This is a genomic window from Mesorhizobium sp. NPDC059025 (genome assembly GCF_042739655.1).
GTDB lineage: Bacteria > Pseudomonadota > Alphaproteobacteria > Rhizobiales > Rhizobiaceae > Mesorhizobium.
In genome coordinates this window covers 22,321-46,790 of record NZ_JBHYIM010000011.1, presented here as the reverse complement: position 1 = coordinate 46,790, position 24,470 = coordinate 22,321, and the positions used below count along the sequence as shown (strand labels likewise).

The following is a 24,470-nucleotide window of genomic DNA, read 5'->3' as shown; positions in this document are numbered from 1 at the left end:
ACATGTTCTGCCGTCCTCTTTTTTCATTCGGGATCATCGATGAATTCGTTTCTCACACCCGCCATTGCGGGGCTGACGGCAGGCGGCACTTATGCGCTGCTCGGCGTCTGCGCCGTCTTCACCTACCGGCTTGTCGCCGTCGTCAATTTCACCGGCGCCGCCATCGGTTCGGCCGGCACCTTTGCGCTGATTGCCTTGACTGAGTCCGGCTATCCGACCTTTCCGTCCGTGATTGCCGGCATTCTGGTCGGTGCGGCCGTCGGCGTGCTGATCGGCTTCATCATGACGCGCTGGTTTGCCGAAGCGAACTCGTCGACCAAGGCTGCTGTGACGGCCGCCCTTCTGGTTGGCTTGATCGCGATCGGCCTCAGGCTGACCGGTGGCCAGCATCCACGTGTCATGCCGGACCTGTTTCCCGGCTCGGCCTTCCGCCTCGCCGGCGTCGAGGTGACGATCGCTTCGGCCCTCACCATCGGCCTTGCCGTACTTTTCACTGTGCTGTCCGATCTGTTTCTCAATCGGACCCGCATTGGTTTGCATCTGCGTGCGCTTTCGGACCGGCCGCTAGCCGCCGAACTGATCGGTGTGAAGGTGAGACTGTTGTCGCTGCTGGTGTGGGGTGCCACCGGTGCCTTCACCACTTTCACGCTGATGATCATCGCGCCACAGCGTTCGCCGAATTTCATGACGCTCAGCCTCTTGGTGGTGCCGGCTCTGGCGGCCGCACTCGTCGGGCTGTTCCGCAGCTTCTGGCTGACGCTCGCCGGCGGCATTCTGCTCGGCGTGCTGGAGGGCCTGGCGAGCTCAGTCGACTCGATCGCGCAATATCGCAGCGCCATTCCGTTCCTGGTCATCCTGGGTGTGCTTCTGTGGTCGCAAAGGGAGGCCCGCTGGGATGAAGCGCGCTAGTATCCGGGCCTCGCTCATAATCATCATCGCCGCCGTCGTTCTTGGCGGCGTCATCGCCGGCCTGCTGCCGTCCTATTGGGTGTTCCTGGCCACGTCGGTGCTGATCACCGGCGTGGCGCTGCAGAGCCTTGGGCTCGTGGCTGGCCGCACCGGCATGATTGCGCTCTGCCAGATGTCCTTTGCCGGCGTCGGCGCCTGGACGGTGGGCTATCTCAACCTCGCCGAGGCGCCGGGCGGCCTGGCGCTCTGGATCTTGCTCGGCGGCCTGGCCGCCGTGCCGCTGGGTGTGGCGATCGGACTGCCGGCACTCAGGCTGCGCGGCATCAATCTCGCCATCATCACACTGTCGTTTGCAGCTGCCTTCGACGTTATCCTGGCCACCATGACATTTCCAGGCCAGACCGCCTTCATCCAGGTGCCGAGGCCAGCGCTGTTCGACAGCGACGAAGGCTACTTCGTCTTCGCATTGATCTTCTATGTGGCGATCGCCGTGGCGCTGGAGTTCCTGACACGCTCAAGGCTTGGCGCCTCCTGGCTTGCTGTTCGCCATTCCGAACGTGCCGCGGCGGCACACGGTGTCAGCGTTGCCAAGGCCAAGCTCTCCGCCTTCGCCATCAGCGCCTTCATCGCCGGCATCTCCGGCGGCCTGCTCGCTGGTTATCTCGGCACGCTGGTCGCCGAGAACTTCTCGATGATGCAGTCGCTCAGTCTCTATGCTGTCGCAGTGATGACCGGTGCGCATTTCACCGAGGGCGCCATTATCGGCGGTCTCCTCGTGGTCATGTTCCCGGAAATCCTGCGCCGCTTCGACCTGCCGCAGGACATCGGCAACGTGCTGTTCGCGCTCGGTGCCACACAGGCATTGTCGACTGGCGAGACGATGAGCGAAACTTACCGTCGCTTGCTGCGCAAGCTGGCGCCAAAAAGGAAGGATGGCGGCAGCGCCCCTTCGGAAGGCGATTTGCCGACACGCACCGAACATACCAAGGGTGCTGCGCTCACCGTCGACAAGCTCACCGTGCGCTACGGCACAGTCTTGGCGCTGGATGGCGTCGATCTGACCATTCCCGCCGGTTCGGTGGCCGGCCTGATCGGGCCGAACGGTGCCGGAAAATCGACCTTCATCGACGCGGTTTCGGGTTTCCTTGGCTCTTATAAAGGCTCGATCAAGCTGGGAACGACGCCGCTGGAAGGGCAGGCTGCACATCTCAGGGCCCGGGCAGGGGTGCGCCGCACCTGGCAGACCAACCGCATCGCGCCCGAATTGACGGTGGGTGGCTATCTGCGCCTTGCCGCCGGCAATCTGAGCGAGGCCGAAGTTCGCGCCATGCTCGACTGGCTGGATTGCCCGAACCCGGAAACGCCCGTGGTTGCGGTCGATGCCGGTACGCGCCGTCTGCTCGATGTCGCCGGCGTGGTCGCGGCAAGACCTGCCGTCATCCTGCTCGACGAGCCGGCAGCCGGCCAGTCGCATGAGGAGACACTCAGGCTCGGCAAGCGCATCGCGGAGATTCCGGCACGTTTCGGATCTTCCGTATTGTTGGTCGAACACGACATGGATCTCGTGCGAGCTGCCTGCAGCCAGGTCACGGTGCTCGACTTTGGCCGAGTCATCGCATCTGGTCCGCCCGCCGTGGTTCTGGACCAGGGCCCCGTCAAACGAGCCTATCTCGGCATCGAGGAAAGCGTCGCGGCATGAGTGAACTTGTCATTTCCTCGCTGTCGATCAGTCGCTCCGAACTGCCTGTTGTCACGGGCATCGATGCGCGTGTCGAAAGCGGCTCGATCAGTGTCGTGCTGGGAGCCAACGGCGCCGGCAAGACGACGTTGCTCGAAGGGCTTTCCGGCATCATTCCGGTGGCGAGCGGAACCATCGCCATCGACGGCCACGAGATCCAGAAAGCCCGGCCGGGCCAGCGCTCGCGTCAAGGCCTGGCGCATGTCGAACAGGGCCGTACCATCTTCAGCCAGCTGACCACCGAAGAGAACATGAAGGTGGCGTTGCGCGACGGCAGTGATCTTTCCGAAGCCTATGGCCTGTTCCCCGAGTTGCTGCAGCGTCGCACGGTACGCGCCGGTCTGCTGTCGGGTGGCGAACAGCAGATGCTGGTCATCGCGCGGGCGCTCCTGACCCGACCGAAAGTGCTGATGATCGACGAAATGTCGGCGGGACTCGCCCCGGTCATCGTCTCGCGGCTGATGGCGGCAGTGCGTAAGCTGGCTGATGCTGGTCTTGCCGTGCTGCTCGTCGAGCAGTTCGCGGCTCTTGCCCTTGGCATCGGCAATCGCGCCTATGTCCTGCGCCGCGGCCGTGTCGTTTATGATGGTGACTGCAAGACGCTGCTGCGCTCACCAGACGAACTGCACAAGCTGTATCTGGGAGGGTAGCGCAACAAGGAAATCCGGCCCGGTTGACCGGGCCGGATTGCATATTGCGACTTTGTTGCTTACTGCGCCGGCGGCGAAGCCGTGCCGCCTCCGGCCGGAGCCGTCGTGCCGCTGTCGGATGCGCCCGGAGCGACGCCTTCGGCCAGCTTGTTCCTGTCGAAGGCCGGCGCGCTGTTGAGCTGATCCTTGCTGGCCTTCATGACCAGCCAGGTCTTGCCGTCACTGCGTGTCGCCATCTGCAACTGGTCGGGGCTGACCGCGACGTCCTTCTCGCCGACCCCAAGGAACCCGCCAACGCCGACCACTGCGGCTTCGATCTTGCCTTCAGGCGTGAAGATAAGATCATTGACCTTGCCGACGGTAGCGGCATCGGCCTTGTCGCTCTCATAAACGCTCTGGCTGATGAAGTTCGTCGCCAGGACCTGCCCGTCCTTCGGCTGGATCGAACCCACGGTGTTGGCGTCGGTGCCGGGAGGCGCCGTAAAGACATCCTTTGTCGAAACCGACATCTCGGTTTCAGTCGATCCACCGGCGTTTGGCGTTGCGGTTTGCGCGAGCGCGGAGCCACCAATCAGCAGTGCGCATGTCGCGCCCAAAAGTGCCGTTTTCATCATGCCTGATCTCCTTTTCTGCAACGGATGCACAAGGACCCAACGGCACGTCGAAGGGATCGTTCCGAAAAGTTGAGGGTTCGGGAAGGGATTATGTCAGGCCGTGGCGGACGAGATGACGCACGATCGGCGAGAACAGATTCTGGCCGACATAGTTTCCGATGTTGGTCTTCTCGAAGAGATCCTGCACAAGTGATGCATCCTCCACGATGGGGATGCCGGCTGACCGGGATTGGGCGATCATATCAAGTGCCGCGCGGCCCTGTCCCTTGGCCACGATTGTCGGGACCGGCGTTTCGCCCTTGATGTAGCGCAGCCCCACCGCCAGTTCGTTGCCCGCAAACACGATGACGGCGTTCTGGACACCCAGCCGCGCCGGCTGCTGCACCGCTTCCCGCCGCTGGCGTCGCTGTTCCTGGCGGATAAGCGGATCGCCTTCCATATCCTTGTGTTCGCGCTTGTACTCGGTCGTGGTCATGCGCATGTCGCGCAGGAACAGCCAGCGCTGCAGCGGGACGTCGAAGATACCGATCGCAAGGAAAGCGAGAGCGGCCGAAACGCCGACAGGGACCATCACGCCCCACAGCATCGGTGTCATGCAGGACATGCCGCATCCCGGTGCATCGAAAAGCGGTTGCAGCCACTGCACCAGGATCACCACGAACAGGGTGGACAGAAAGATCAGTTTGACCAGACCTTTCACGAACTCCACGACATTGCGCAGGGACATGATCTTCTGCAGGCCTTTGGCCGGGTTGATATGGTCGAATTGCGGTTTGATGGTCTCGAAGGAAAAGACCGGACCGAAGGTCGCCAGCATGCCAAAGACGAGGGTGACCGCGACGACGATCGCGACCATCGGCACGGTGATGTACATCAGCAGGAAGAATGCGTGACGGCCGCTGCGCTGCAAGATCTCGCCGAAGGGGACATTGTAGTCCGTGATGGTGTCGACCAGTTCGGAAAAATGCGCCGACGCGGTCGGCCAGACGAGATAGACATAGGCAAGCACCGCGCACAGGCCGAAGCCCGAAACAAAGTCGCGGCTTTGCGAAACCTGGCCCTTGCGTTTGGCATCGCGCAGCTTCTTGTCGGATGCCGGTAGTCTTTTTTCCTCGGCTTCTTCGGCCATCTCGCCCCACGGGCCTTCCGTCGCTAGCCGAGAACTGAACCGAGGGCCTGGGCCTTGGCCTGTGTGCTGCCCTTGGCACGGATGGACTGAGCTTGCGACAGCAGCTTGTTGATCTCCTGTGTCGGCAAGCCGACCGGAGGTGCTGCCCTGACCTGATCGCCCTGGCCCAGCAGCCCGTAGACGATGACGGCGTTACGTTTGTGGTGAAGCTGCGCGTTGGAGGCTCCGACCAGCTTTTGCGCCAGGGGCAACGCTACACCGGCATTGCCTTCGAGTCCCGCGGCCAGAGCCATGTTGGTTTCGATGTCGAGGTCGCCAGGTGCCATCTTGAGCGCCTGACCGAAGGTGACCTGCGCTTCCTGGGTGTGACCGGAAAGCGTCTGTGCCACACCGAGGCGATTGTAGGAACTGCTGGTGTTGACCAGCGGCGCCGCCTGAGCAAGCGCTCGCATTCCGGCGTTGTAGTCACCGGCATCCATCATCGCCGACCCCAGGCCAAGCATCGCTTCGCCATTGTTCGGCGCCTTGGCGAGCGCCGCCTGATAGGCTTTTGCGGCCTCGGCCGGCTCGCCGGCGCGCATGTAAGCATCGCCGGTCTTCACATAAGCGCTCGGCCGGGCATCAGGCAGCGCGGCGGCCTTTTGATAAAGGGCGATCGCTGTATCGCTGTCGCCGCGCTTCGCAATATCATCGGCGAGATTCACCAGTCGCTCCGACGGGGAGCTCGAAGCCGCGGCCTTCGGATTGACGGCACTGTGGCTTCCGGTCTGGCAGCCCGCCAGAGCCACGATGGCCAAGACCGGCAGGAGCACGATAGGTACACGCATTTCCATCTCTCCCCATTTACCTCGGTGGTCGGCTGATCAGCCACGTCGCCGGGTTGGTTTTCGTTGGTTAGTTGGTCGAAAGGTCGGAGGTCTCAGCTGGTGCCGCAGGTTGCTCGCCGTCGAGGTAGCGCCGCGCCGCGCGTGCAGTCGGGCCTGCGGCTGCTGGCCCCATGCGACGACCTTCGACAAGGTCCCGTTGGCTTTCCACCATGCGCTGCAGATTGTAGGCGTTGGCGCAGCCCGGCGGCAGGTGCTGGCCCACGCCGGAAATCTGCGTCAGGCTCGCCTTCGAAGCAGCAGGCGTATTGTCGTCATCGACCGGATCGTTCAGGCAGGAGTTGGGCGCGAGCACCGAACCGGATGCTGTCTTGTCCGAACCGCCGGGGCCGGTCGCCACATAGCTGTAGCCAGGCGAATAGTCCTGCTCAGGCCTGGTGGCAGCACCGACGCAGCCGCTCAGTAAAATGGCCGGGATGACGGCATAAAGGGCACGTGGCACTCTCATCGCGGTTCTCCTACTTGACGATTAGGCCGACGGACGCGCCGCTTTTTTTTCGCTTGGCGCGTTTCGCTGGCCGATCCTGTGGGGTGGCGAGGCTGTCACGCACCGGCTCGACCAGATAGGGCGTGATCAGGATGACCAGCTCGGTCTCTTCGCGCTGGAAACGTTGCGACTGGAATAGCGGGCCAAGCACGGGCACGTCGCCAAGCACCGGGAATTTCTCGACATTCCGAGATGTGCGCTGCTGGAAAAGCCCCGCGATGGCAAAGGTCTGGCCGCTGGCCACTTCAACGGTGGTGTCGGCTCGGCGAACCACGAAGCTCGGCAGCGAAAAACCGTTCGCGCCAATGGCAGTACCACTGTCGGACAACGAGCTGACTTCCGGCTGCACGTTGAGCGCGATGCGGTTGCGACCAATCAGCGTCGGCGTGAAACCCAGCGAAACGCCAAACGGCTTGTACTGGACGGTGACAACGTCATTGCCTTGCGGAATGGGAATGGGGATCTCGCCGCCGGCCAGGAATTTCGCCGTTTGGCCCGTGACAGCGGTCAGGTTCGGCTCGGCCAGTATCTTGACGATGCCGTTGCGCTGCAGCGCCTCGATCAGGATATCGAAGTTGACACCGGAGGCCTGGTCCATTCCCAGATGGAGATTTCCATTCCTGCCGATCGGCACGCCATTGTCCTGGAACATATTGAATTTGAAGCCGCCGCTCTCGTAACCGACATTCCAATCAACGCCATAGGACTGGAGTTCTGTCCGTGAGACTTCAGCAAAGCGCACGCGGATGTTGACCTGCTGCGAGCCCGTCACTGTCATGTTGTTGATCGGCGGCTGTTCAGGCGGAGCGACAGTGCGAGCGATGTTGTCCATGTCCGTCGCTTCTTCGACGCCGCGGGCCTCACCGGTCATGACGATGCGATTGCCGAAAATGGCAAGATTGGTGGCCGAGTTCGGACGCAGGGCTTTCTTTGCCTGATTGGCCGATGAAATATCCGCCGTTACGCGAAACTGCGCGGTTGCCTTGATGCGTTCGTCGGAGGTTATGGCGATCAGATTGGTCAGGCCGGGCTTCAGGCCGAAGACATAAACCACCCCCGGCGAGACGACCTGCAGGTCGGCGATCGTGGTGTCGGCAATCAGCACGGATTCGACCGGTTCGTTGAAACGAAGCAGACGTCCCTGGCCGACGGGGAGATCCACCATCGGTTGCGCGGGCAGGTCCGAGATTTCCTGCGCCCTCAACACTGTCAGGGACGACGCGAGGCTGATCAGGAAAACGACGAATGCAAGCACCACCCATGGCGCTTTTATCCAGGCTTCGAGCCGCCGGTCGGTTGTCGCGGCATAGTGGCTTGGCATGCAGTCCCTCTCTTCAGCATGGCCGGCATCCGTTGGTCCCCGATACCGTTGCTGCCCCGGTTCATCCGGCTCTGTTTTGTCCACCCAGCGCACCCGCCGAAGGCAGCGATGGGGTTCTCGATCGTCCTGAATTTCCTGAGATCGTTGCCAGTGGCTGGACGTTGAATTCGGGCGCGAGCTCCTGGAAGGAAAGAACCGACAGTTCGATGCCGTTTTGCACCAGAAGCGCGCGCATATGACGGCGCACATCGCTCGCCGTCACGACGACCGGCGAAACGCTTGCCGCGGCGCGTGAAAGATTGCGTTCGATTTCGGCGGCCACCGCCTGGACGCCGGAGTCTGCAGTGTTCAGGAAGCTTGCCGTCGATGAAGTCTGCACCGCTTCACGCAGGATATCCTCGGCGGAACGCTGCAGCACATAGGCGGAGATGATGTTGTTGCGGTCAGCAACGCGGAAGCTGATCTGGCGCCTCAGTGCTGTCCGGACATGCTCGGTGAGTGGAACGACGTCCTGTTCGCGTTGCCCGGCATCGACCAACGCCTCCAGAACAAGCCGAAGGTTGCGGATAGGCACATTTTCGGCCACCAGCCGCCTCAGCACGTCGGCGATCTTCTGCAAAGGCACGATCTCGGCGGTCTGTCGCACCAGGTCGGCATAGTCCGTCTCCATCTCGGAGAGCAGCTTGCGTGTTTCCTGGATGCCGACGAAATGGCCGCAATAGAGCTGGAGTGCATGCGCGGTCCATTTGGACGCGATATCAAGCGGCTCCGAATAGGGCAGCTGTGCCTCCTCCAGCGCCGGAACGTCGTCCCGATCGACCCATGAGAACTTACGTTGGCCGACAAGGGCCGCACCTTCCTCATAGGTGAGGCTGAGCAGTTCCAGATGGCTTGCCTCTGTCTCCACCAGCACCCGGTTGGCCGGGATCTCGGCTTCCAGGATCGGCACGCCTTCGAGGTCGATGCGGATGTTGCGGGGAGAAATCATGTCGCTGACATCAATCCCGACGGCCGGAATCTCGACACCGAGATCTTCGAAGATCTTTCGACCCATCGCCTCGGTCCGCTGGCGAAATTGCAACTCGGCCACTTCGGCGGCCAGTTCCTTGCCGAGCCTGACGATGATGCGTGCAGAGCCGAGCAACGGCCTGGAGTTACCCTCGAGCGCAGGTACGCCTTCGGTGTCTTGTGACGTTGCGGACAGGATCTCCTCCGGTTCCTCTTCGCGACGGGTATTGCGATGGATCATGAAAGCACCAGCGCCGAAGGCGATGCCGAGTGCGACGAAGACAAGACTGGGGAAACCCGGTACGAGCGCCAACCCCATCATGATCAGCGCGGCAAGGCCGAGCGCACGTGGATCGCGCAACAACTGGAAGCTGATCTGCCTGCCGAGATCTTCCGTCCCATCGGCACCGCCGACACGCGTCACCATCGTGCCCGCCGCGATGGCGACGAGCAGGGCAGGGATCTGCGCCACGAGACCATCGCCAACGGTAAGCAGGGAGTAGGTGGATGCGGCTTGTCCGATCGACATGCCGTGCTGCAACGTGCCGACGGTGAAGCCGCCGATGAGGTTCACCAGGATGATGACGATGCCTGCAATGACGTCGCCCTTGACGAATTTCATGGCGCCGTCCATCGCGCCGAAGAGTTGACTTTCCCGCTCCAGTTGCCGGCGCAGATGCCTGGCCTCAGCCTGGTCGATGTCGCCGTTCCGGAGTTCCGCGTCGATGCTCATCTGCTTGCCGGGCAGGGCGTCCAGTGTGAAGCGGGCAGCCACTTCGGCGACACGCTCGGCGCCGCGCGCGATGACGATGAACTGCGCCACGGTGATGATAAGGAAGACGACCAATCCTACCGCGATGCTGCCGCCGACGACGAAATTGCCGAAAGCCGTGATGATCTCGCCCGCGTCGGCCTGCAACAGGATCAGGCGGGTGGTCGTGATGGTGATTGCCAGCCGAAACAGCGTGGCGATCAGGATAACGGATGGCATCGACGAGAATTCGAGCGGATGTGAAACGTAGAAAGCGACCAGCAGGATCAGCACGCTGAGCGCGATGTTCGCGGTGATCAGTGTATCGACCAGGAAAGTCGGCAGCGGGATCAACATCATCACCACGGCCACCAGTATCAGCACGGCAATGACCAGGTCACCGCGCTGAGACGCTTTGCCGAGCAGGTGCAGCAACCGTTGCGAAAGGGTCATTGCACCTGCCTTTTCGCCAGAAAGCGTTGGAACGCCTCGCGCGCTTCCGGCTTGCGCCCCGCAACAAGCAAAGCGCGGCTTTTCAGGAGGTGAAGGGTGGGATGTTGCATTCCTTCCAGTGTCTCCAGCCTGGCGATCGTGGCGAGCGCCTTGTCTGCTTCTCCGTCCAGGATGAGCAGATGTGCCAATGTTCTCAGTACGCCGGGGTCTTCCGGGGAAAGCTGTGCTGCAATCAACAGATAGACGGCACCCCGCCTGGCCTGGCCGTGACATCCGTAGAGATGGCCAAGGACATGCAACAGATGCGCAGCCTCGCGTGGCCCGGTCAGGTTCCAGTCCCTCCTTGCAGACGCCCAAGCAATTCCCGGTGACGCTCGATCTCGTCGTGCATCAGCGTTCTGGCAAGCGCTCTCAGCGGCTCTCCACCTTCGAGATCGGGCACGACCTCCGTGATGAAATGGTGCAGAATGGGGACCGAACGCCTCAGGATCGCCGGTTCGGGGATTTCCGGCATGACAAACTCTGCGAGAATCTCGTCGAGCGATTTGCCGGTGGTGCTTGCTGACGGCCCGCCAAAGGTCTCCGTTTCCAGTTCATCGGTGCCAGAAGCGGAGTTCGCGCTTTTTGTTTTGGTCCGGTTGACGCCATTCAGGCGCCGGCGTTCAATCGGTTGAGGATGGGAAGCGTTCGCATGCCCGTCCCTGCCAATCGAATCCGGCCGTGCGTCGAAACGTGGCCCGTCGACACGGCGGTTCACTGGTACTTCAGCGCGACGGTGGCGCCGCCCTTTGTCAGCACGAGCGCGGTCTGTCCAATTTCCTTGATGGTCCAGCCGTCATTCGTGAAAGCGCCTTCATGATAGCGTGTGCCATCGCCAGCGATCACATAAGGGCGCTCGCCATACCAGATCGCCTGCAGGGTGAGGCGCGGTGGCTGCGCGGCATCGCCAACCGCGATATTCGACACCAGCGGCACCTGTCCGAATTTCTGGTCGAACCAAGTGCGGACCTCGGTCCAGGTGCCGGATTGCGCATTGGGTATCGTGCCGGAAACGACCAGACGTTCGTCCGATCGACCGACCGAAACGGTTCCCAGTCCCGATTGCCCGAGCCGCTCGGTCAATGCCGTTTGCGCGGCAGCCAGATGTTCGGCATCGGCACCAGGAATGCTTCCCGTTACCTCGCCGTCGGCGAGCGCGATCTTGACGGCTTTGTCGTCAGTCTTTGCAATGGACAGGCCATTGGCGGCAATGGAAATGGCGAAAACCGCTGCGATGAAAACGCCTCCTGCAAGCAAAGGGCGCTGCGACAGCGACCAGCGGCTTTTGGCAGGTTCAGGTCCCGTGAGTTGCAGTTGCGCCGCGCCTAATGAAATGCCGAGTGGCAGCCGACGCCGACAACCCTGGCCCTTGCGGACGGTTTGGCCACCGTCAAGCTCGAGGTCACCACCGATGGCTTCGATTTCAACCAGGCTGCCCTTGCGGTGAAGCCTGACGTGGAGTGATGCGATTCCAGGATCCCTGAGGACGATGTCCGAACCGCTGTCAGAACCGATCACATAGGAAGGTTCGGTCAACTCAAGGCTGGCACCGCTATGAAAGCCGCCGACCACTGCCAATGTCGTGGGCTTGTAGGGGATCAGGCCTGCGGCGCCGCTCGCAAGGGCACGCAACGCAAGCTTGCCCGAGCCACCTTCAAGCTTCTGGGTCGAGTGAGCGCTCATGCCTTTCAACCTCCCGCCGAAACGATTTCAAACGCCTCTTGGTCCAACGTTCTTGCACCGAGAAAAGGCTCGCCGCCGGCAACCTCCGGCGGCGCAGAATGATTGATAAACCCTGCGCCTCAGGCCTTTTCGGCCGACTGGCCAAGAGTCCTGGCGGTGCTCATCAACATATCGTGCTGAGATTTCGCGATCTCTTTGTTGATCTCCAGGCCGAACATCCGCTCCTGGTGTTTGATCATCTTGTCCAGGTTCTGCTCCGGACTTCCGCCGTTGACGGGAGGGGTAGTGGTCATGACTGTCTCCTTGAGGATCCATTCCACGCAATCGTGACAGCCCGGCGTAATGGACTCCCTTTAGATTGCTGTTCGAACTTAGTGCAGCCCTGCGGAAATGAAAAGTCCATTTGGAATAGCGAAAACACGAAAATTCCAACTGTTGCATTGTCATCGAGCAGCAGGTAAATTCGAACCGGGCAAATTGGGGTTAGGAAATGGAAAAAGGTCCTTTGTCGGAACTGCTCGTGGAGCGATTCGAAACGATGCCGCCGCAGTTGCAAGTCGCTGCGCGATTCGTGCTCGACCATCCCCAGGACGTCGCCTTGATGTCCATGCGTGAGCAGGCGAATCAGGCGGGCGTGTCGCACAGCACTATGATGCGGCTGGCGCGCTGGCTTGGCCTCGATGGCTATGAGGATATGCGCAGCCTGTACGCGCGAGCTTTGCGTGAACGCGGTGTGGGCGAGGTGGGGCGATCCGGCTCGTTGCCGCAACAGGATCCGGACTATCCCGCAGCCGGGATCGCGGCAGACACGCTCGCCGCTCAGATCGCCAGCCTCGGCGAATACGGCAGCGCCATGCAGTTTCTGGCGGCAGCCAAGCTGATCGCCGGGTCAAAGACCATTTTTGGTCTGGGATTCGGAAGCTCGCGTTCGGTCGTGGGCCATTTCGTGCAGACGGTTTCGCCTCTCGTTGATGAAGGCCGCAAGGCCGTGTTCGTGGCGGATTCGCAGGGCGCTGGTGCCGAAGCGCTGCTGGATGCAGGCGCAGGCGATGTCGTGCTTGCGATCGGCTTCGCACCCTACGAGCGCGCTACCATCGATTTCGCCCGTCAGTGCGCAAGCCAGGGTGCGGCGATACTGGCAATCACCGACAGCAGCGTTTCGCCGCTGGCGCGGATGGCTCGCGAGACGATCGTAGTGACATCGAACTCGAGTTCATTTTTCCCGAGCATGGTACCGGCATTTGCCGCGGTTGAGATCCTGGTCGCTCTGGCCACGCCGCTCACCAATGTCGATGCCGCCGAAAAACTCAAACAGTCGCAAGAGCAGCTCGCTGCCTTCGGCGTCTATTGGAAGGCCGCTCGCTAGCACCCTTTCGGGGTGCCTGTCGGACGACCTTCCGCCTGCCCCTTGGGGCGGAGCACATTGCGGAGGTCGTTCACGTGGTTCGTCCGATATTGCCGAAGCTGAACCCCACGCCCAAGGTCGACCCTAAAGCCAATGCTGCGCAAATCGCGCAACTGGAAGCCCAGGCTGCCCAGCTCAGGGAACAGATCCGGCTTGCCAACAAGATGGGTGAGCGCGAGTGGGCAGCGACGGCGCGTCAGGAGCTTACCCAGGTCACAGGCAAGCTTGACGCCCTCCAGCTGCCCCCTGCCACGCCTGTCAACGCGAGCGTTCCCGTCAACGCTGGGGCGCCAGCCAATGGCACGGGCGTTCAGCCGGCGCTTTACACTCAACCAACGACCCTGGCCTTTGCTCCGGTCAAGCTGAACACCGGCACACCTGAAAAGGATCCCGCTGCAGACGCGACGGCCCATGGCATCGTGGATGATGTGAGGAAGGGCAAAAGCATAGAAAAGATCGCCTCGGAACGAGGGATGACCAACGAACAGGTGCTCGCGGCGATCAGGGCGGGCAACAACCTGGAGGTCACCGTCACCGATCCGACGAGCAACAACGGCGATGTTCGGACGACGGTTATCAAGGATACCAGCGACCCGAAGAACCAGAAGACCGTCACGCTCTACTACGACTACCAGCATGACACCTACTATGCGGCCGTGCAGGACGGATCGGCTGCCCCCACCGAGACACCTCTTCGAGATGGTCTCGGGCGCAAGCAGACCAGCAGCCACGATTCCGAAACGGGAGCCATCACCACCCGCTACGAGGACGATCTTGGCTCCGGCACCATAACAGAGCGGACCTCGATGCCGAACGGAGCGTCGGTTGAAACGGTGACGCCGAAGGGCGGGCCGGCTCTTCCGGTCACCACCGTGACCGGACCGGACGGAAAGAAGACCGTGCTTGCGCCGACCCAGGATCCCGGAGGGGCAACGACGAAAGGCATTCAGGACGATCTTGCCGCGGGCAAGAGCATCGTCCAGATTGCCAGGGAGCGGGGCCTTACCAAAGAGCAGGTGATCGCCGAGCTGCAAGGGGCCGGTTACCAGGTCAAGGCCGGGGATCCGAAGAGTGACAATGGCGACGTGCAGTCGGTCGAACTGGTCGATCCGCATACCGGCGACAAGACGGCCTATTATTACGACTATCAGCACGATACGCGCACGGTAGTGACCACGAAGGGCGATACCGAAACCACGGCGTCCGAGGACGGCAACGGCAAGACGACGAACACCACCCGCAACACCAAGACAGGTGAGGCCACCACGTCCATCGTCGATCCGAAGTCCGGCACCGAGATCAAGATCGTCACCGACAAGGATGGCCGCGTCACCAAGACGACCACCGAAAAGATCAACGATGGAAAGCCGATAGATTACGAAGTTAAACCGGGAGACAACCTCACTCTCATCGCGCAGCAGCACGGTGTGACGCTTGATGAGCTGAGGAAGACCAACCCGGAGCTTTTCGACAACCCCCGCGATCCGAACCTCATTCATCCCGGCGAAAAGGTCAGGATCGAGAACGGAACCCGCACGACCGTGGAGATCACGGCCAACGGCTATACGCTGACCACCAAGCCTGATGGCAAGATAACGCTGCACAACAACACCACGGGCACGGATCTCGATATCAAGGCTGGTACGGCACAGGAGGCGCTGGCGACGCTGCTCTTGTCAATCAACCCGACGAGCAACGATCCGGAAACTGCCAAGTCGGATACGGTTCTCAAAACCACTCTGGAAGGCATCCTCGGTGGGGCAAGTCCCGAGCTGCTCCAAGACGTCACGAACAAACAGCAGGCGGTAAAGGACGCGATCACGACATATGGCGGGGGTAAACCCGCAACGCCACAGCTCGATGGTTCCACCACGACAGTTGGCCCATTCGGCGTACCACCGAAGGAGTCCACCAAATCCGGCGGCAAGTGGGTGCCGCTCATGGTGGACGGAAGCTGGCAATGGTTCGATCCGGAAGTGGCCAAGGCGATCGCCGCAGAGAATGCGGCCGTTGCGCGCCTCGGCGAGGCCCAGGCCAAGCCCGTGCAAAGCCAGGCGCAGCTCGACGTCTACGCCCTCGACCCGGCTTACAAGGGAGCGATGACCGTCGCCAAGTCGACACTCGACAAGGCATTGGCGCCTTACGGCCTGGAATGGAAAGCACCGACCCCGAAAGGCACGCTTGCCGAGGCGCAGGAGCGACTGACCCTCGCTAACGACGCGCTTGAAAAGGCCACGACGGCCAGAGTCGAGTACGCGCAAGGCGAGAAGGATCTTCTTGCGGCGATTGGCAAGCAGGCGACTCTGCCGGCCATCAGCGATCCGAGCAAGCCAGCGGCCGGCCAGTCGGGCGGGCCGAGCAACATGGAGATCAATCTAGACGCCAAAGCCAAGCACTCGGAAGTCTCCAATCTTTTCATACAGTCAAGCTTGCATACCGCCAATGGCAACAAGGCAACCGTCGACCAGATGGTCAGCGCGACCGAACTGGAGCTGAAACTGACAGATGCCAAACCGGGAAGCCCGGAGCACAAGGCGCTAACGGACCGGCTCGAAGGTTTGAAAACGTTGCAAAAGGCGGCAGGCAACCAGGTGGCGCTGGCTGAAGCCTATGCGCAGTACGGCGTTGCGCAAAAGGAAGCCATGGATCTGGCAGTCCGCGTCGAACCGATCAAACAGCAGATCATCGCGCAGGCCAAGCAGAGGAATCCGCATCATTTCGACGAGAAAGGATACACCAACGGTGAAGGTGACTACACCGGCAAGCTCCTGAAACAGGAATTCATCGAGGAAAATGGCCAGCTCTACATGGTCAACACCTACGAGAACGACAACTTCCTGGATGAACACAACAACGACACCAACGTTCTGAAGGTTCAGCTCACTTACGATCTCAACAATAAGGGCATCAGGGACGACTTCCGCAACAATTCCCTGAACAAGCAGTGGCAGGAGGTGATGTCGTCGACGCGGAGCACGCCGACCTCGGCACCGGTTTGCACACCGGGCGGCACGGGCTCGATATCGGCGCTGGAGGCGGCCAAATCCAAGATCATCGGCACGCAGGTCGGCCAGCTCGATGCCGGATTGAAAGATGCCAAGACCAAACTCATCAATGCGAATACGGCTCTCGACAAGGCGATCACCGACCACGGTGCCGGCACCATCGAAGCACCGGCGGGCACACTGAAGCCTGGTGAGCAACCGGTGAAGATCACGGTCAACGGACGTGACGTTTGGGTCGCGCCGGAAGTTGCCGCAGCCTACGGAAAGCAGGGGCCGAGTGCGATCGGTGACAGTGGCAAGGCTGTCCAGATCGAGATGAATGGCCAGAAGCTCTGGGTTCATCCTGAGGTCGCCGCCGCTGAAATCGATCGCGGCAGGGCCGAGGATGAAAAGAACCAGCTGCAGAAGTGGGAGACCGAGTCACGACCTGCGATGGTGGCGGCACGCGACTGGTATAGCTTCTCGGCCGGTCATCCCAAGCTTCTGGATGACAGTGGCATGGGGACACGTGAATCGGAACTCAAGAACGAATATTTCCAGGAGCATAGAGACAAGGCGCTGGCTGGATACCAGGTCCAGTTCGAGAATCTCTACGACAACGGCTTCACCGGCGAATACAAGCAGTACAAAGCTGGCGAACTCACCGATGCCGTTGCCAAGACGCTCGGCCTCGACCCTTCGAGCGAGGGTGTCGAAAACGTTACAGATGAAATTCGTGACCGAGCCGGCGACAACGCCCAGGTGAAGATCGTTCCGATCTTCTCGCTGGATGGCGGCATGGAGTCCATGACAGCGCTGTTTGCCATCAAGGATGGTGGCGGCAAGGAGGTTGGCTACGTCGATAGTTCCGGAAAATATTACGGCAGCTTCGACGAATTCCAGCACGAGAACCGCATCTTCAGCGACAAGGGCAAGCTGGTAATGGCAAAGGGCGGCGACATGTCGCTCGGGGCCGACGGAAAGTTCACGCTCGACGAGTTGGAGGTTGCCGACGGGCGCAAGGTTGACTTCTGGGACAAGGCCACTGACATCGGCCTTGGCATTGTGGCAGGCGCCGCGACCATCGTGTCCTTCATTCCTGGCGGGCAGTGGGCAATTCCGATCGCACTCGCTTCCGGCGCGGCCCTCGGCGGCAAGACCTTGTACAAGGAAGGCGAACACCTGCTGCAGGGTGGCGAGTTCGACAGCCAGTCTGCCTGGAACATCGCGACAGGCGTCGTTTCATTCCTGCCGGTCGGTGCAGGTTCATTAAGAACAATCGGCCTGGCAAAGTCGGGCGCATCCTTGTCCACGTTCCAGGCTTTCAAGGGTGGCTTTGGCATGACGCGCATGGCCGACGCCAGCTGGGGCATCGGCAAATTCAAGGTGAATATATCCCAGTCGTCCTACGCCGGCGAGGTAAGCAGCGTTATGCAGAGCGGCGGCAGGCTCAACAACGCCGCCTGGGGGCTCGATGCGGCCGGCCTTGCCACCGGCGTACCGATCCTGATGCGGTCCGCTGAGGACCTGGCACTGCACGGCGGTGAAATGTCGTTTGCAGAACTCGCCAATGCCATCATGGGCATAGGGACAGGTGCCGTTGGTACAGGCCTCGGTGGGCGCGGGCTGGTGCACAACATGCCGGGAGCGTCAGGTTCCCGTGGCGGCGACGGCCCTTCGTCCGGCGATGTACCACCAACCGATACTCCGCCTCCGCCGCCCGCGGGTGAGGCAGGCTCCGAGCCGCGGCCGCGCCACATCTATGAGGCTGGTTCCGATGGAGTTTACCGGCCGACAGGTAAATATGTCATGCCGAGCCCGGATGAAATTGTCATCCAGGGCGAGGTGATTGGCGAAGAGCCCAGCGGATCGGGGACCAACTTCGGCACTCGAAACAGTCCTGAAGGCACGCCGGGAGGTACCAATCCGACAGGACCGCGCGCTCTGCCGGCCGGCAATGGACCAGAGCAAACATCGCCGACAGGTGGCAAGGGTGATCCGTCGGGCGATGGACAATCTCCTGACGTGACGTCCACTCGCGCGGGTGGCAACCCTGTGAAGGTAAATGCCGGCAAGCCTGCCGACAGTGACCCGATCATCGTACCGGACAGGCCGGTTACGGCAGATGATCCCGTGCATCTGGTCTGGGACCCGACAACGCGCACCTTCAGCGGCATGCCGGAAAGGGACACCAGCGGTTACACCTACACCAGCGGCAAGGACGAGCGCACGCCATCGGCCTATCTCGATGGCCTGACCAATGAGCAGTTGCTGCAACGTTATGAGACGGAGAAGAGCTATTATTCGAGCCGCGAAATGGCGGAACGCTACGGGCCGGATGGTGTTCAGTTGGCACGTACGCCACTGCGCGAGAATCTCCCGGATCTTCGTGTCGGTATGACATTCCGGGTGCGCCTGAACACCGGGCAAGCCTTCGGCATCGGCTCCCCGACCATCGCGGCGGTCGGTTTTGGAGTTGGAACCAAGACGGATTTCGGCGCCATCGGGTGGTCGATCGTCGACAGTTTCAGTCAGCACAGCATCACGCCCTTCAAGGATGCGTTGAGCACGCAGGGCGTCGTTTCCTATCGCGCTCGTGAATACCGGAACATCACCGCGCTTCAGGCGGGGGTCTGGCCGGTTTCCGAGCAAACGGCTCTGCCGGTCCGCGCCAGCGATCTGTCGCGGAAGGCGAGCGAAGGCATCTTCAACGATACGGCCGGCTATGATGCCAGGCCGCTCAATGCCGCCATCGTCGGCAAGACACCGGACGGAGACGGCACGGTCATCGAGATGACCTATTCCCCTTCGCTCAAGGGAACAGAGGTTACGCTCGCCCCGGGCCAGCATGATTTCTTTGGCGTGCCTGCCGAAAACAAGGCAGGCCACGTCAGGCTGGAAGGCGCGCTGCCCTTCGATCGCGTCATGACGGAGACCAAGGCCGGCCTGCGGCTGCCTGTCGTCGCAAATCATGTCGACGCGGTCGACGCGCTTCCACGCGTGGGCGTGGAGATGCGCCCGGAGCTGCCTGTCAAGGACACGCTCAAGCCGGGCGATATCGTCTCCAGACAGACTTACGACCAGATCCAGTCCGGTCTCGGCTCGACTGTCCTGAAGGTCCAGTTCGTGGTCAAGGATCCCGTGCAAGCTGCGGATCTCGTCGTAGCCGTTGGGGAGGGGAACGGCATCCAGTCGATTCGCGACCTGGCCAAGGCCGGCCAGATAGACCCTGCCAACACCGTTTCATACGCTGACGAACCAACGATCAGCGGATTGCGGCTGTCGGCTGTTCCCGGCAAGACGCCAAGCGCCGACATTGTTCTTCTGACCGGTGAGAAGGTGCGCGTCCTCAATCCCGAGGCGCTGCTGGTCGATATCATCTTCAATGACCGCAATGGATTGCCGGGAGTGCTCGGCACGAACCCCGATCAGATCGCGACATCGCTGACCTACAAGGTGAAGTCGACGGTCAAGTCATGGCTGCCAGCCCGCTTCCAGCCCGATGGCGCGCCGCAGCCACGCTACATGCCGGGCGCCGGCAATATCTACAAGAACCTCTATGGGGCGGATGGCACGCCGGCGACGCGATACACCGCCTCGCTTTCGACCCCGCCATTGCCTGGGGGAGCATTCGCATACAGCGCTGAAGTCAGGTTCCAGTACAAGTCGAAAGCGCCCAGCGCTGCTCGTTCCATCGCGAAGAACGAAACCGCCCAGGTAACGTTCAAGACTGCCGATGGGCAAAGCGAAGAGTTGTCGGTTCCAGCCTGGATCGCACGCGCCGTCGAGCCCTCGCGCGACGGCGGCGCCACTGGCATCCCGAAGGGCGGAAAGAAGTCCCTTGAAGACTTCCTCGATAAGCTGGAGACGACGGCTCGGCCCGATCAACTGGCGGCAATAGCGCAGTTCCGCAACGAGTTCGGTGCGTCGATCGTCGATGGCGGCTTCATGCGCCAGAACGTTGCCGACGGACTCATGACACTGCTTTCCTCGCAGGTCGGTCGTCGCAACAGCGGACCGATGCAGATCAGGGACGAGAACGGCCACTTTATCACGGCAACCCGCTTCGGGCCGCTGCCGAAGAGTGCCGAGAGCGTCTATGTCCCACAGGCGGACGGCCCGCAGGCACGCGGCGACGAACCCGGCTTGATGCACAAGTCGCATATCTTCTTCCGTGACCCGGAAACTGGCGAGGCTTATGTCTTGCCCTGGACGCGCGGCGCTTCGGAGGACCATGTTCCCGGTAGCGCAGGAAAGCCCGACGACGGAGCTGGACCAGCCGGTGAGAGGGGAGCGGAGGCGGCACCTGCCAGGAGAGCGCTGGAGGCCGCGCCGCCGACCACGTTCTCATTGCAGCAGGTCCGCAACATGCGGCAGCCTGACAAATGGAAGGCCGGCGAAGTCTATACCCGCGAACTCAACGGTTCGCTGGGGGAAGTGCATTTCCCGGTTGCCGCCAATCCAAACGGACCGCACCCCGTTACCGGTGAAGGTGGCCGCTACGTAGACGCGCCTGTCTTCAAAAGCCAGGACGAGATCGAGGCGATCGAAGTCAAAACATATCATCGTTGGATCACCACCGACGGTGTGGCGCAGGCGCGCGAAGTACCCTTGACGCCAAAGTTGCAGGAGCAGGTCAATAAGGACGTGGCCCTGCGCAACGAGAACCCAGGCTATCAGCCGCGCTGGGTCTTTCTCGATGCGCCGCCGTCACCAGAACTCCAGGGGGCGCTGGATCAAGCCGGAATCGTCGGCAACATCTTCGGTCACAACAAGCCGGCGGCAGCAGAAGCGCCTCGAACCATCGAACTCAGGGACAAGGACGGGGAGGCTATTGTCGCTGCCATGCTGGGGACCGAACCCAGAGGCCCGGAACAGGTCTACATACCGCCGGTCGACGGGCCTCGTCTGGCTGCGGATGCTCCTGAAACCGCAACCAAGACGCATATCCTGGTTCGCGACCCCGACAGTGGCGCGCCTGTTGTCGTGCCCTGGATCCGCGGTGCGTCGGAAGATCCCATGCTGGGTGGCGTTCAGCCACCGGCGGCCCCAGGTCCAAGGCCTAGACAAGGCACAGGCACTGGACTGCCATGGGGAACGCCTTCTGCAAAACCGTTGAGCGGGACGGAAATCGCGGCAAATCGCCAGGAAGCGCTGACCCTGCTGGGCGAGGTGCTGCCCCAGAATATCGGCATGCAGGAAGTGACCAGGGCCGGTCTCGCCGACCAGATTTCTCGATCGCCAACGCTGATGTCTCTTTTGCGCGGCGCTCAGGCGGAAGGTGTGCGCATCGTCAATCCGGCTCGGAGCGATCTTCGGATCGTCGATGCACACTCCGGTGACGACGTGACTGCGATCGGATCGCAGTACAGGGACGATGTGCGCCTGATCTCTGTGGACGCAGAAACCTTCCGTGCACCCGATGCAGACGGCGACACGGTGCTCGCTGATTTCGTCGACATGCTCGCCCACGAATTGTCGCATGTAAGCGATGTTCCGATCGATCTGCGGCCCGAAAACTTTGCGAACGGACAGGCTTTCAGAGACGCGGCCGTTGACGCCTACATGCGTCCCGAGGGCAAGGCGATGTTCGCCCAGTATGCAGTCGCCGACGAGCTTGCTGTGAATGGCGGCAAGCCGGCTTCCTTCCTGAGCGATCAACAGAACCAGATTGCAGCTGATGCCTTTGCCAGCTACGTGGCGAATGAGATCAGCGTCGGACAAGCCGTCGACAGGATGGCCGCGCTGCACAGAGCAAAGTCCCCAAGCACGTCCGACGGCACCTACGAACAGTTCTATGGTCGCTATGCCGATACGACATACCAGCAGTATCAGGCGGCACATGGCCTGGAAGGGCTTGCCCCGGGAGCACGGGTACTTGCTGTTGGCTATGACGGCCCCGTGCTGCGCAACACCAGCGATCTCAACATAACGTCGCTGTCTCCACACGGCCGCGGCATTTCTGCACTCCGGAGCGGCAAGGCATTTGACCGCATTGTCGTAGGCACTGATGTGCTTCCGCAAGGAGGCAGTGCGGATCAGACAATGGTCCCGCTAAAAGTCCTGTCTGATCGGCTGAAACCCGGTGGCCAGGTTCATCTTATGGGTGTTGGGGACCAAAATGTACTGAACGAGGCCGTGGCGGGGGTTCCGGGTTTGACGGTGACCCGTGCCGCCGACGAGACCGGCTCCTATTTCCGTTTGATGAAAGACGGGACTGGACAGACAGGGCAGGTCCCGCTTCACGCTGGGCGGCCGCATGCCCCTGCGCCTGCCAACAAGGGGCAGCCGGCTTCGAGCAATGGACCGCTCACCCGAGATGGTGTGCGGGCGGTTCCACTCGACCAGGTCCGGAATCTCGACATGGGAGATTTCCAGCCAGCACAGATTCCCTGGCTGAAGCGTGAGCAGGTTGCCGAGTTCACCGAACAGCAGTTCCACGACCTGGATCAGGCCGGCTTGCTGCCGTATCTGACTAAAAGCCAGTTGCGGGGGATTCCGAAGTCGAAGACCGGTTTCCTGAACATCGCGGGTCTCGATGCGAAACAGATCCCATGGGTAACCAAAGGTCAGGTCGGCAACATGACCGGCCAGCAGTTCGTGGATTTAGGCAGCGCCGGGCTTACGCGTCACCTGATCGAGCCACAGGTACAGGCGATAAAGGGAGACAAGATCGAATTTGTGGACGTCTCGACCTTGGAAGGCCGGCAGATACCGTGGTTCAAGCCAGGCCAGGTGGCGAAATTCACGTCGCCGCAATTCGAGAGTCTGGGCAAAACCGGATTGTTCAAGAATCTCGGTGAGCGCCAGGTTCCGGCGATTCCCGAGACCATGATCAGCTCGCTGGACATGGCAAAGTTCGATCCGAAACAGGTGCCGTGGCTTACCGGCAGGCAGATTCCAGCACTGACCCGCGAACAGTGGGGCGATTTCACCATTCACCACACAGAAGCACTGACACAACCGCACATCGAGGCGGTGACGCCGAAGCAGTTCGAGGAAATGAGCCCCGGCCAGTTCCGCAAGTTCACGCTCGAGCAGTTCGAGTGGATGGGCGTCGACCAGACCAACGGGCTCTCGGTCCTGCAGTTGACCACATTCCGGGCGACTCACAGGAAGTCGATGACACCGGATCAGCGCGTTCTTGTCGACGGTGCCTTGGCCTACGCCCGAACCAGGGAATACCAGGCGGCGCTCGATACGTTCGGCGCCATGGCCGGCACGTCCTACACATTGTGGAGCACGCTGCCGCCAACTTGGAGCGCAACAGCGGGAGCCGTCTCGTTCGGGGTGCGCGGTCTTGTTTTCGGAGCGCAGGCCATATTCCCCAACGCGACCGCGGCCCACAAACCGTTCGGGCGGTTCCTCAACGCGCTGGGAGGAGCGACATTCATCGCCGCGGCGCCGGGCGCTGCGACGGGCGTGGTTCAAGGCAAGGACCTTATCGTCAACAGCACTTTCACGCTCGGCAACATGGTCTACGGCACCAAGTCGATGCTGCAGTCCTTCACCGGCCGCCCGGTGATCCGGAATCTGGCCGAATATCTGGCGGGTCCGGGGTATGTGCTGGGCTGTGCCGTCTATACGGTGAATTCCTGGCCGGCGCCGATCGCGACCGTAGCGGGAGCGATGTTCACCTTTGGCTGTGCCGAGTTCTGGGCGTCGGCGATCCGGACGGATCGCGTCAACAGTCGTTCCGTTCCGCGCACCGAGGCCGACATCGCAGCAGCGGAAAAGTCTGACAAGAAATGGGCCTCCTGGGACCGGTGGACCTTGGGCATCACCTTTGGCGTCGGCATGCTGCTCTTCTCGCTGGATGCTCTGCTGAGCGAGCCATGGAAGGCAGCCAAACCTGCACCGGTGCCCGATCCGAAAGACACGGACGACAAAACCGGAGTCGACGGTACGCAGCCGGATGATGACAAGGACAAGCCTGACCCGGGGAAGAAAGAACCGCCGCAAACCTTCCCGCAACTTGTCGTTCTTGCCGATGACGGCCTGAACCTGCGCGCGGAGCCTGGCAATGGCGCCACTGTCGTTACCGTGCTGCAGCCCGGCACTTTCGTCGAGCAAACGGCGAAGCCGTCGACCGATAGCTCAGGAAAGGCATGGCTTCCCGTCAAAGGTTACGGGCCTGATGGCAAGATGCATTCCGGCTGGGTTTCGGCTGATCTCGTGACGCCCCATAAAGATGGTGCCAGCAACGGCGACGGGCGTATCAATCCAAGGCTCGAGCAGAGCGGTTACCGCTGGGTCGAGGTGAAGAACGGCGAGAGCATCCGGCTCATTGCCACGACCAACTCGGCCGACGTCGCCGATACGGTGGTGCTCAACATGGATCACATCGTGAGCCCGGACCTGATCTTCGCCGGCGATCGAATCTATCTGCCGACCGTTGCAGTTGGTTGACTGTGA

General features: G+C 61.5%; 15 protein-coding genes. 5 read left to right on the top strand and 10 right to left on the bottom strand.

Going from position 1 to position 24,470, the window contains the following annotated elements; translation table 11 throughout:
• Positions 1-39 precede the first annotated feature (39 nt).
• Genes ACFWYE_RS23210 through ACFWYE_RS23200 form a run of 3 tightly spaced genes read left to right on the top strand, consistent with a single transcriptional unit; the run spans position 40 to position 3,297 of the window.
• Positions 40-909: a branched-chain amino acid ABC transporter permease gene (locus ACFWYE_RS23210; protein ID WP_379114616.1), complete on the top strand. Its 870-nt coding sequence runs from the start codon at positions 40-42 to the stop codon at positions 907-909.
• Positions 896-2,608 (top strand): ATP-binding cassette domain-containing protein, encoded by a 1,713-nt coding sequence (locus tag ACFWYE_RS23205; RefSeq protein ID WP_379114614.1) that lies wholly within the window; start codon positions 896-898, stop codon positions 2,606-2,608. Before ACFWYE_RS23210 ends, ACFWYE_RS23205 begins: the two co-directional genes overlap by 14 nt.
• The gene (locus ACFWYE_RS23200; protein WP_379071282.1) at positions 2,605-3,297 is read left to right on the top strand and encodes an ABC transporter ATP-binding protein; all 693 of its coding nucleotides are present in this window, start codon (positions 2,605-2,607) and stop codon (positions 3,295-3,297) included. Before ACFWYE_RS23205 ends, ACFWYE_RS23200 begins: the two co-directional genes overlap by 4 nt.
• Before the next feature lie 59 nt (positions 3,298-3,356).
• Here the strand turns inward: ACFWYE_RS23200 and ACFWYE_RS23195 are convergent, their stop codons facing one another.
• The 10 genes from ACFWYE_RS23195 to ACFWYE_RS23150 all read right to left on the bottom strand — a co-directional run bounded on the left by ACFWYE_RS23195 (position 3,357) and on the right by ACFWYE_RS23150 (position 11,959).
• The gene (locus ACFWYE_RS23195) at positions 3,357-3,911 is read right to left on the bottom strand and encodes a PRC-barrel domain-containing protein (RefSeq protein ID WP_379114612.1); all 555 of its coding nucleotides are present in this window, start codon (positions 3,909-3,911) and stop codon (positions 3,357-3,359) included.
• 88 nt (positions 3,912-3,999) lie between these two features.
• Complete coding sequence (locus tag ACFWYE_RS23190; protein WP_379114610.1) at positions 4,000-5,040, bottom strand: EscU/YscU/HrcU family type III secretion system export apparatus switch protein; 1,041 nt, start codon at positions 5,038-5,040, stop codon at positions 4,000-4,002.
• A gap of 23 nt (positions 5,041-5,063) precedes the next feature.
• A complete protein-coding gene (locus ACFWYE_RS23185; RefSeq protein WP_379114608.1) occupies positions 5,064-5,867 on the bottom strand; it encodes a tetratricopeptide repeat protein in 804 nt (267 codons plus the stop codon).
• 67 nt (positions 5,868-5,934) lie between these two features.
• Positions 5,935-6,372, bottom strand: coding sequence for a hypothetical protein (locus ACFWYE_RS23180; RefSeq protein WP_379071274.1), 438 nt, complete (start codon positions 6,370-6,372; stop codon positions 5,935-5,937).
• 10 nt (positions 6,373-6,382) lie between these two features.
• Entirely contained in the window at positions 6,383-7,732 is a 1,350-nt protein-coding gene (locus tag ACFWYE_RS23175) for a type II and III secretion system protein family protein (RefSeq protein ID WP_379114606.1), read from the bottom strand.
• A 61-nt stretch (positions 7,733-7,793) separates the two neighbouring features.
• Positions 7,794-9,944: a type III secretion system export apparatus subunit SctV gene (sctV, locus tag ACFWYE_RS23170; protein WP_379114604.1), complete on the bottom strand. Its 2,151-nt coding sequence runs from the start codon at positions 9,942-9,944 to the stop codon at positions 7,794-7,796.
• Positions 9,941-10,243 (bottom strand): tetratricopeptide repeat protein, encoded by a 303-nt coding sequence (locus ACFWYE_RS23165; RefSeq protein ID WP_379114602.1) that lies wholly within the window; start codon positions 10,241-10,243, stop codon positions 9,941-9,943. Before ACFWYE_RS23165 ends, sctV begins: the two co-directional genes overlap by 4 nt.
• A gap of 26 nt (positions 10,244-10,269) precedes the next feature.
• The gene (locus ACFWYE_RS23160; protein ID WP_379071266.1) at positions 10,270-10,701 is read right to left on the bottom strand and encodes a hypothetical protein; all 432 of its coding nucleotides are present in this window, start codon (positions 10,699-10,701) and stop codon (positions 10,270-10,272) included.
• The gene (locus ACFWYE_RS23155; protein ID WP_379114601.1) at positions 10,698-11,666 is read right to left on the bottom strand and encodes an FHA domain-containing protein; all 969 of its coding nucleotides are present in this window, start codon (positions 11,664-11,666) and stop codon (positions 10,698-10,700) included. The genes ACFWYE_RS23160 and ACFWYE_RS23155 overlap by 4 nt, the downstream gene beginning before the upstream one ends.
• A gap of 119 nt (positions 11,667-11,785) precedes the next feature.
• Positions 11,786-11,959, bottom strand: a complete 174-nt coding sequence (locus ACFWYE_RS23150) for a hypothetical protein (RefSeq protein ID WP_165358259.1) — start codon at positions 11,957-11,959, stop codon at positions 11,786-11,788.
• A 227-nt stretch (positions 11,960-12,186) separates the two neighbouring features.
• On the opposite strand from ACFWYE_RS23150, the gene ACFWYE_RS23145 reads away from it, so the two are divergent.
• Positions 12,187-13,032 (top strand): MurR/RpiR family transcriptional regulator, encoded by an 846-nt coding sequence (locus tag ACFWYE_RS23145; RefSeq protein WP_379114600.1) that lies wholly within the window; start codon positions 12,187-12,189, stop codon positions 13,030-13,032.
• A 74-nt stretch (positions 13,033-13,106) separates the two neighbouring features.
• On the top strand, positions 13,107-24,464 hold the full coding sequence (locus ACFWYE_RS23140; RefSeq protein WP_379114599.1) for a LysM peptidoglycan-binding domain-containing protein: 11,358 nt from the start codon (positions 13,107-13,109) through the stop codon (positions 24,462-24,464).
• Positions 24,465-24,470: the final 6 nt, after the last annotated feature.

Coding starts and splice junctions, on each gene's coding strand:
- ACFWYE_RS23210 (WP_379114616.1), top strand. CDS start 40: ATGAATTCGTTTCTCACACCCGCCATTGCGGGGCTGACGGCAGGCGGC.
- ACFWYE_RS23205 (WP_379114614.1), top strand. CDS start 896: ATGAAGCGCGCTAGTATCCGGGCCTCGCTCATAATCATCATCGCCGCC.
- ACFWYE_RS23200 (WP_379071282.1), top strand. CDS start 2,605: ATGAGTGAACTTGTCATTTCCTCGCTGTCGATCAGTCGCTCCGAACTG.
- ACFWYE_RS23195 (WP_379114612.1), bottom strand. CDS start 3,911: ATGATGAAAACGGCACTTTTGGGCGCGACATGCGCACTGCTGATTGGT.
- ACFWYE_RS23190 (WP_379114610.1), bottom strand. CDS start 5,040: ATGGCCGAAGAAGCCGAGGAAAAAAGACTACCGGCATCCGACAAGAAG.
- ACFWYE_RS23185 (WP_379114608.1), bottom strand. CDS start 5,867: ATGCGTGTACCTATCGTGCTCCTGCCGGTCTTGGCCATCGTGGCTCTG.
- ACFWYE_RS23180 (WP_379071274.1), bottom strand. CDS start 6,372: ATGAGAGTGCCACGTGCCCTTTATGCCGTCATCCCGGCCATTTTACTG.
- ACFWYE_RS23175 (WP_379114606.1), bottom strand. CDS start 7,732: ATGCCAAGCCACTATGCCGCGACAACCGACCGGCGGCTCGAAGCCTGG.
- sctV (WP_379114604.1), bottom strand. CDS start 9,944: ATGACCCTTTCGCAACGGTTGCTGCACCTGCTCGGCAAAGCGTCTCAG.
- ACFWYE_RS23155 (WP_379114601.1), bottom strand. CDS start 11,666: ATGAGCGCTCACTCGACCCAGAAGCTTGAAGGTGGCTCGGGCAAGCTT.
- ACFWYE_RS23150 (WP_165358259.1), bottom strand. CDS start 11,959: ATGACCACTACCCCTCCCGTCAACGGCGGAAGTCCGGAGCAGAACCTG.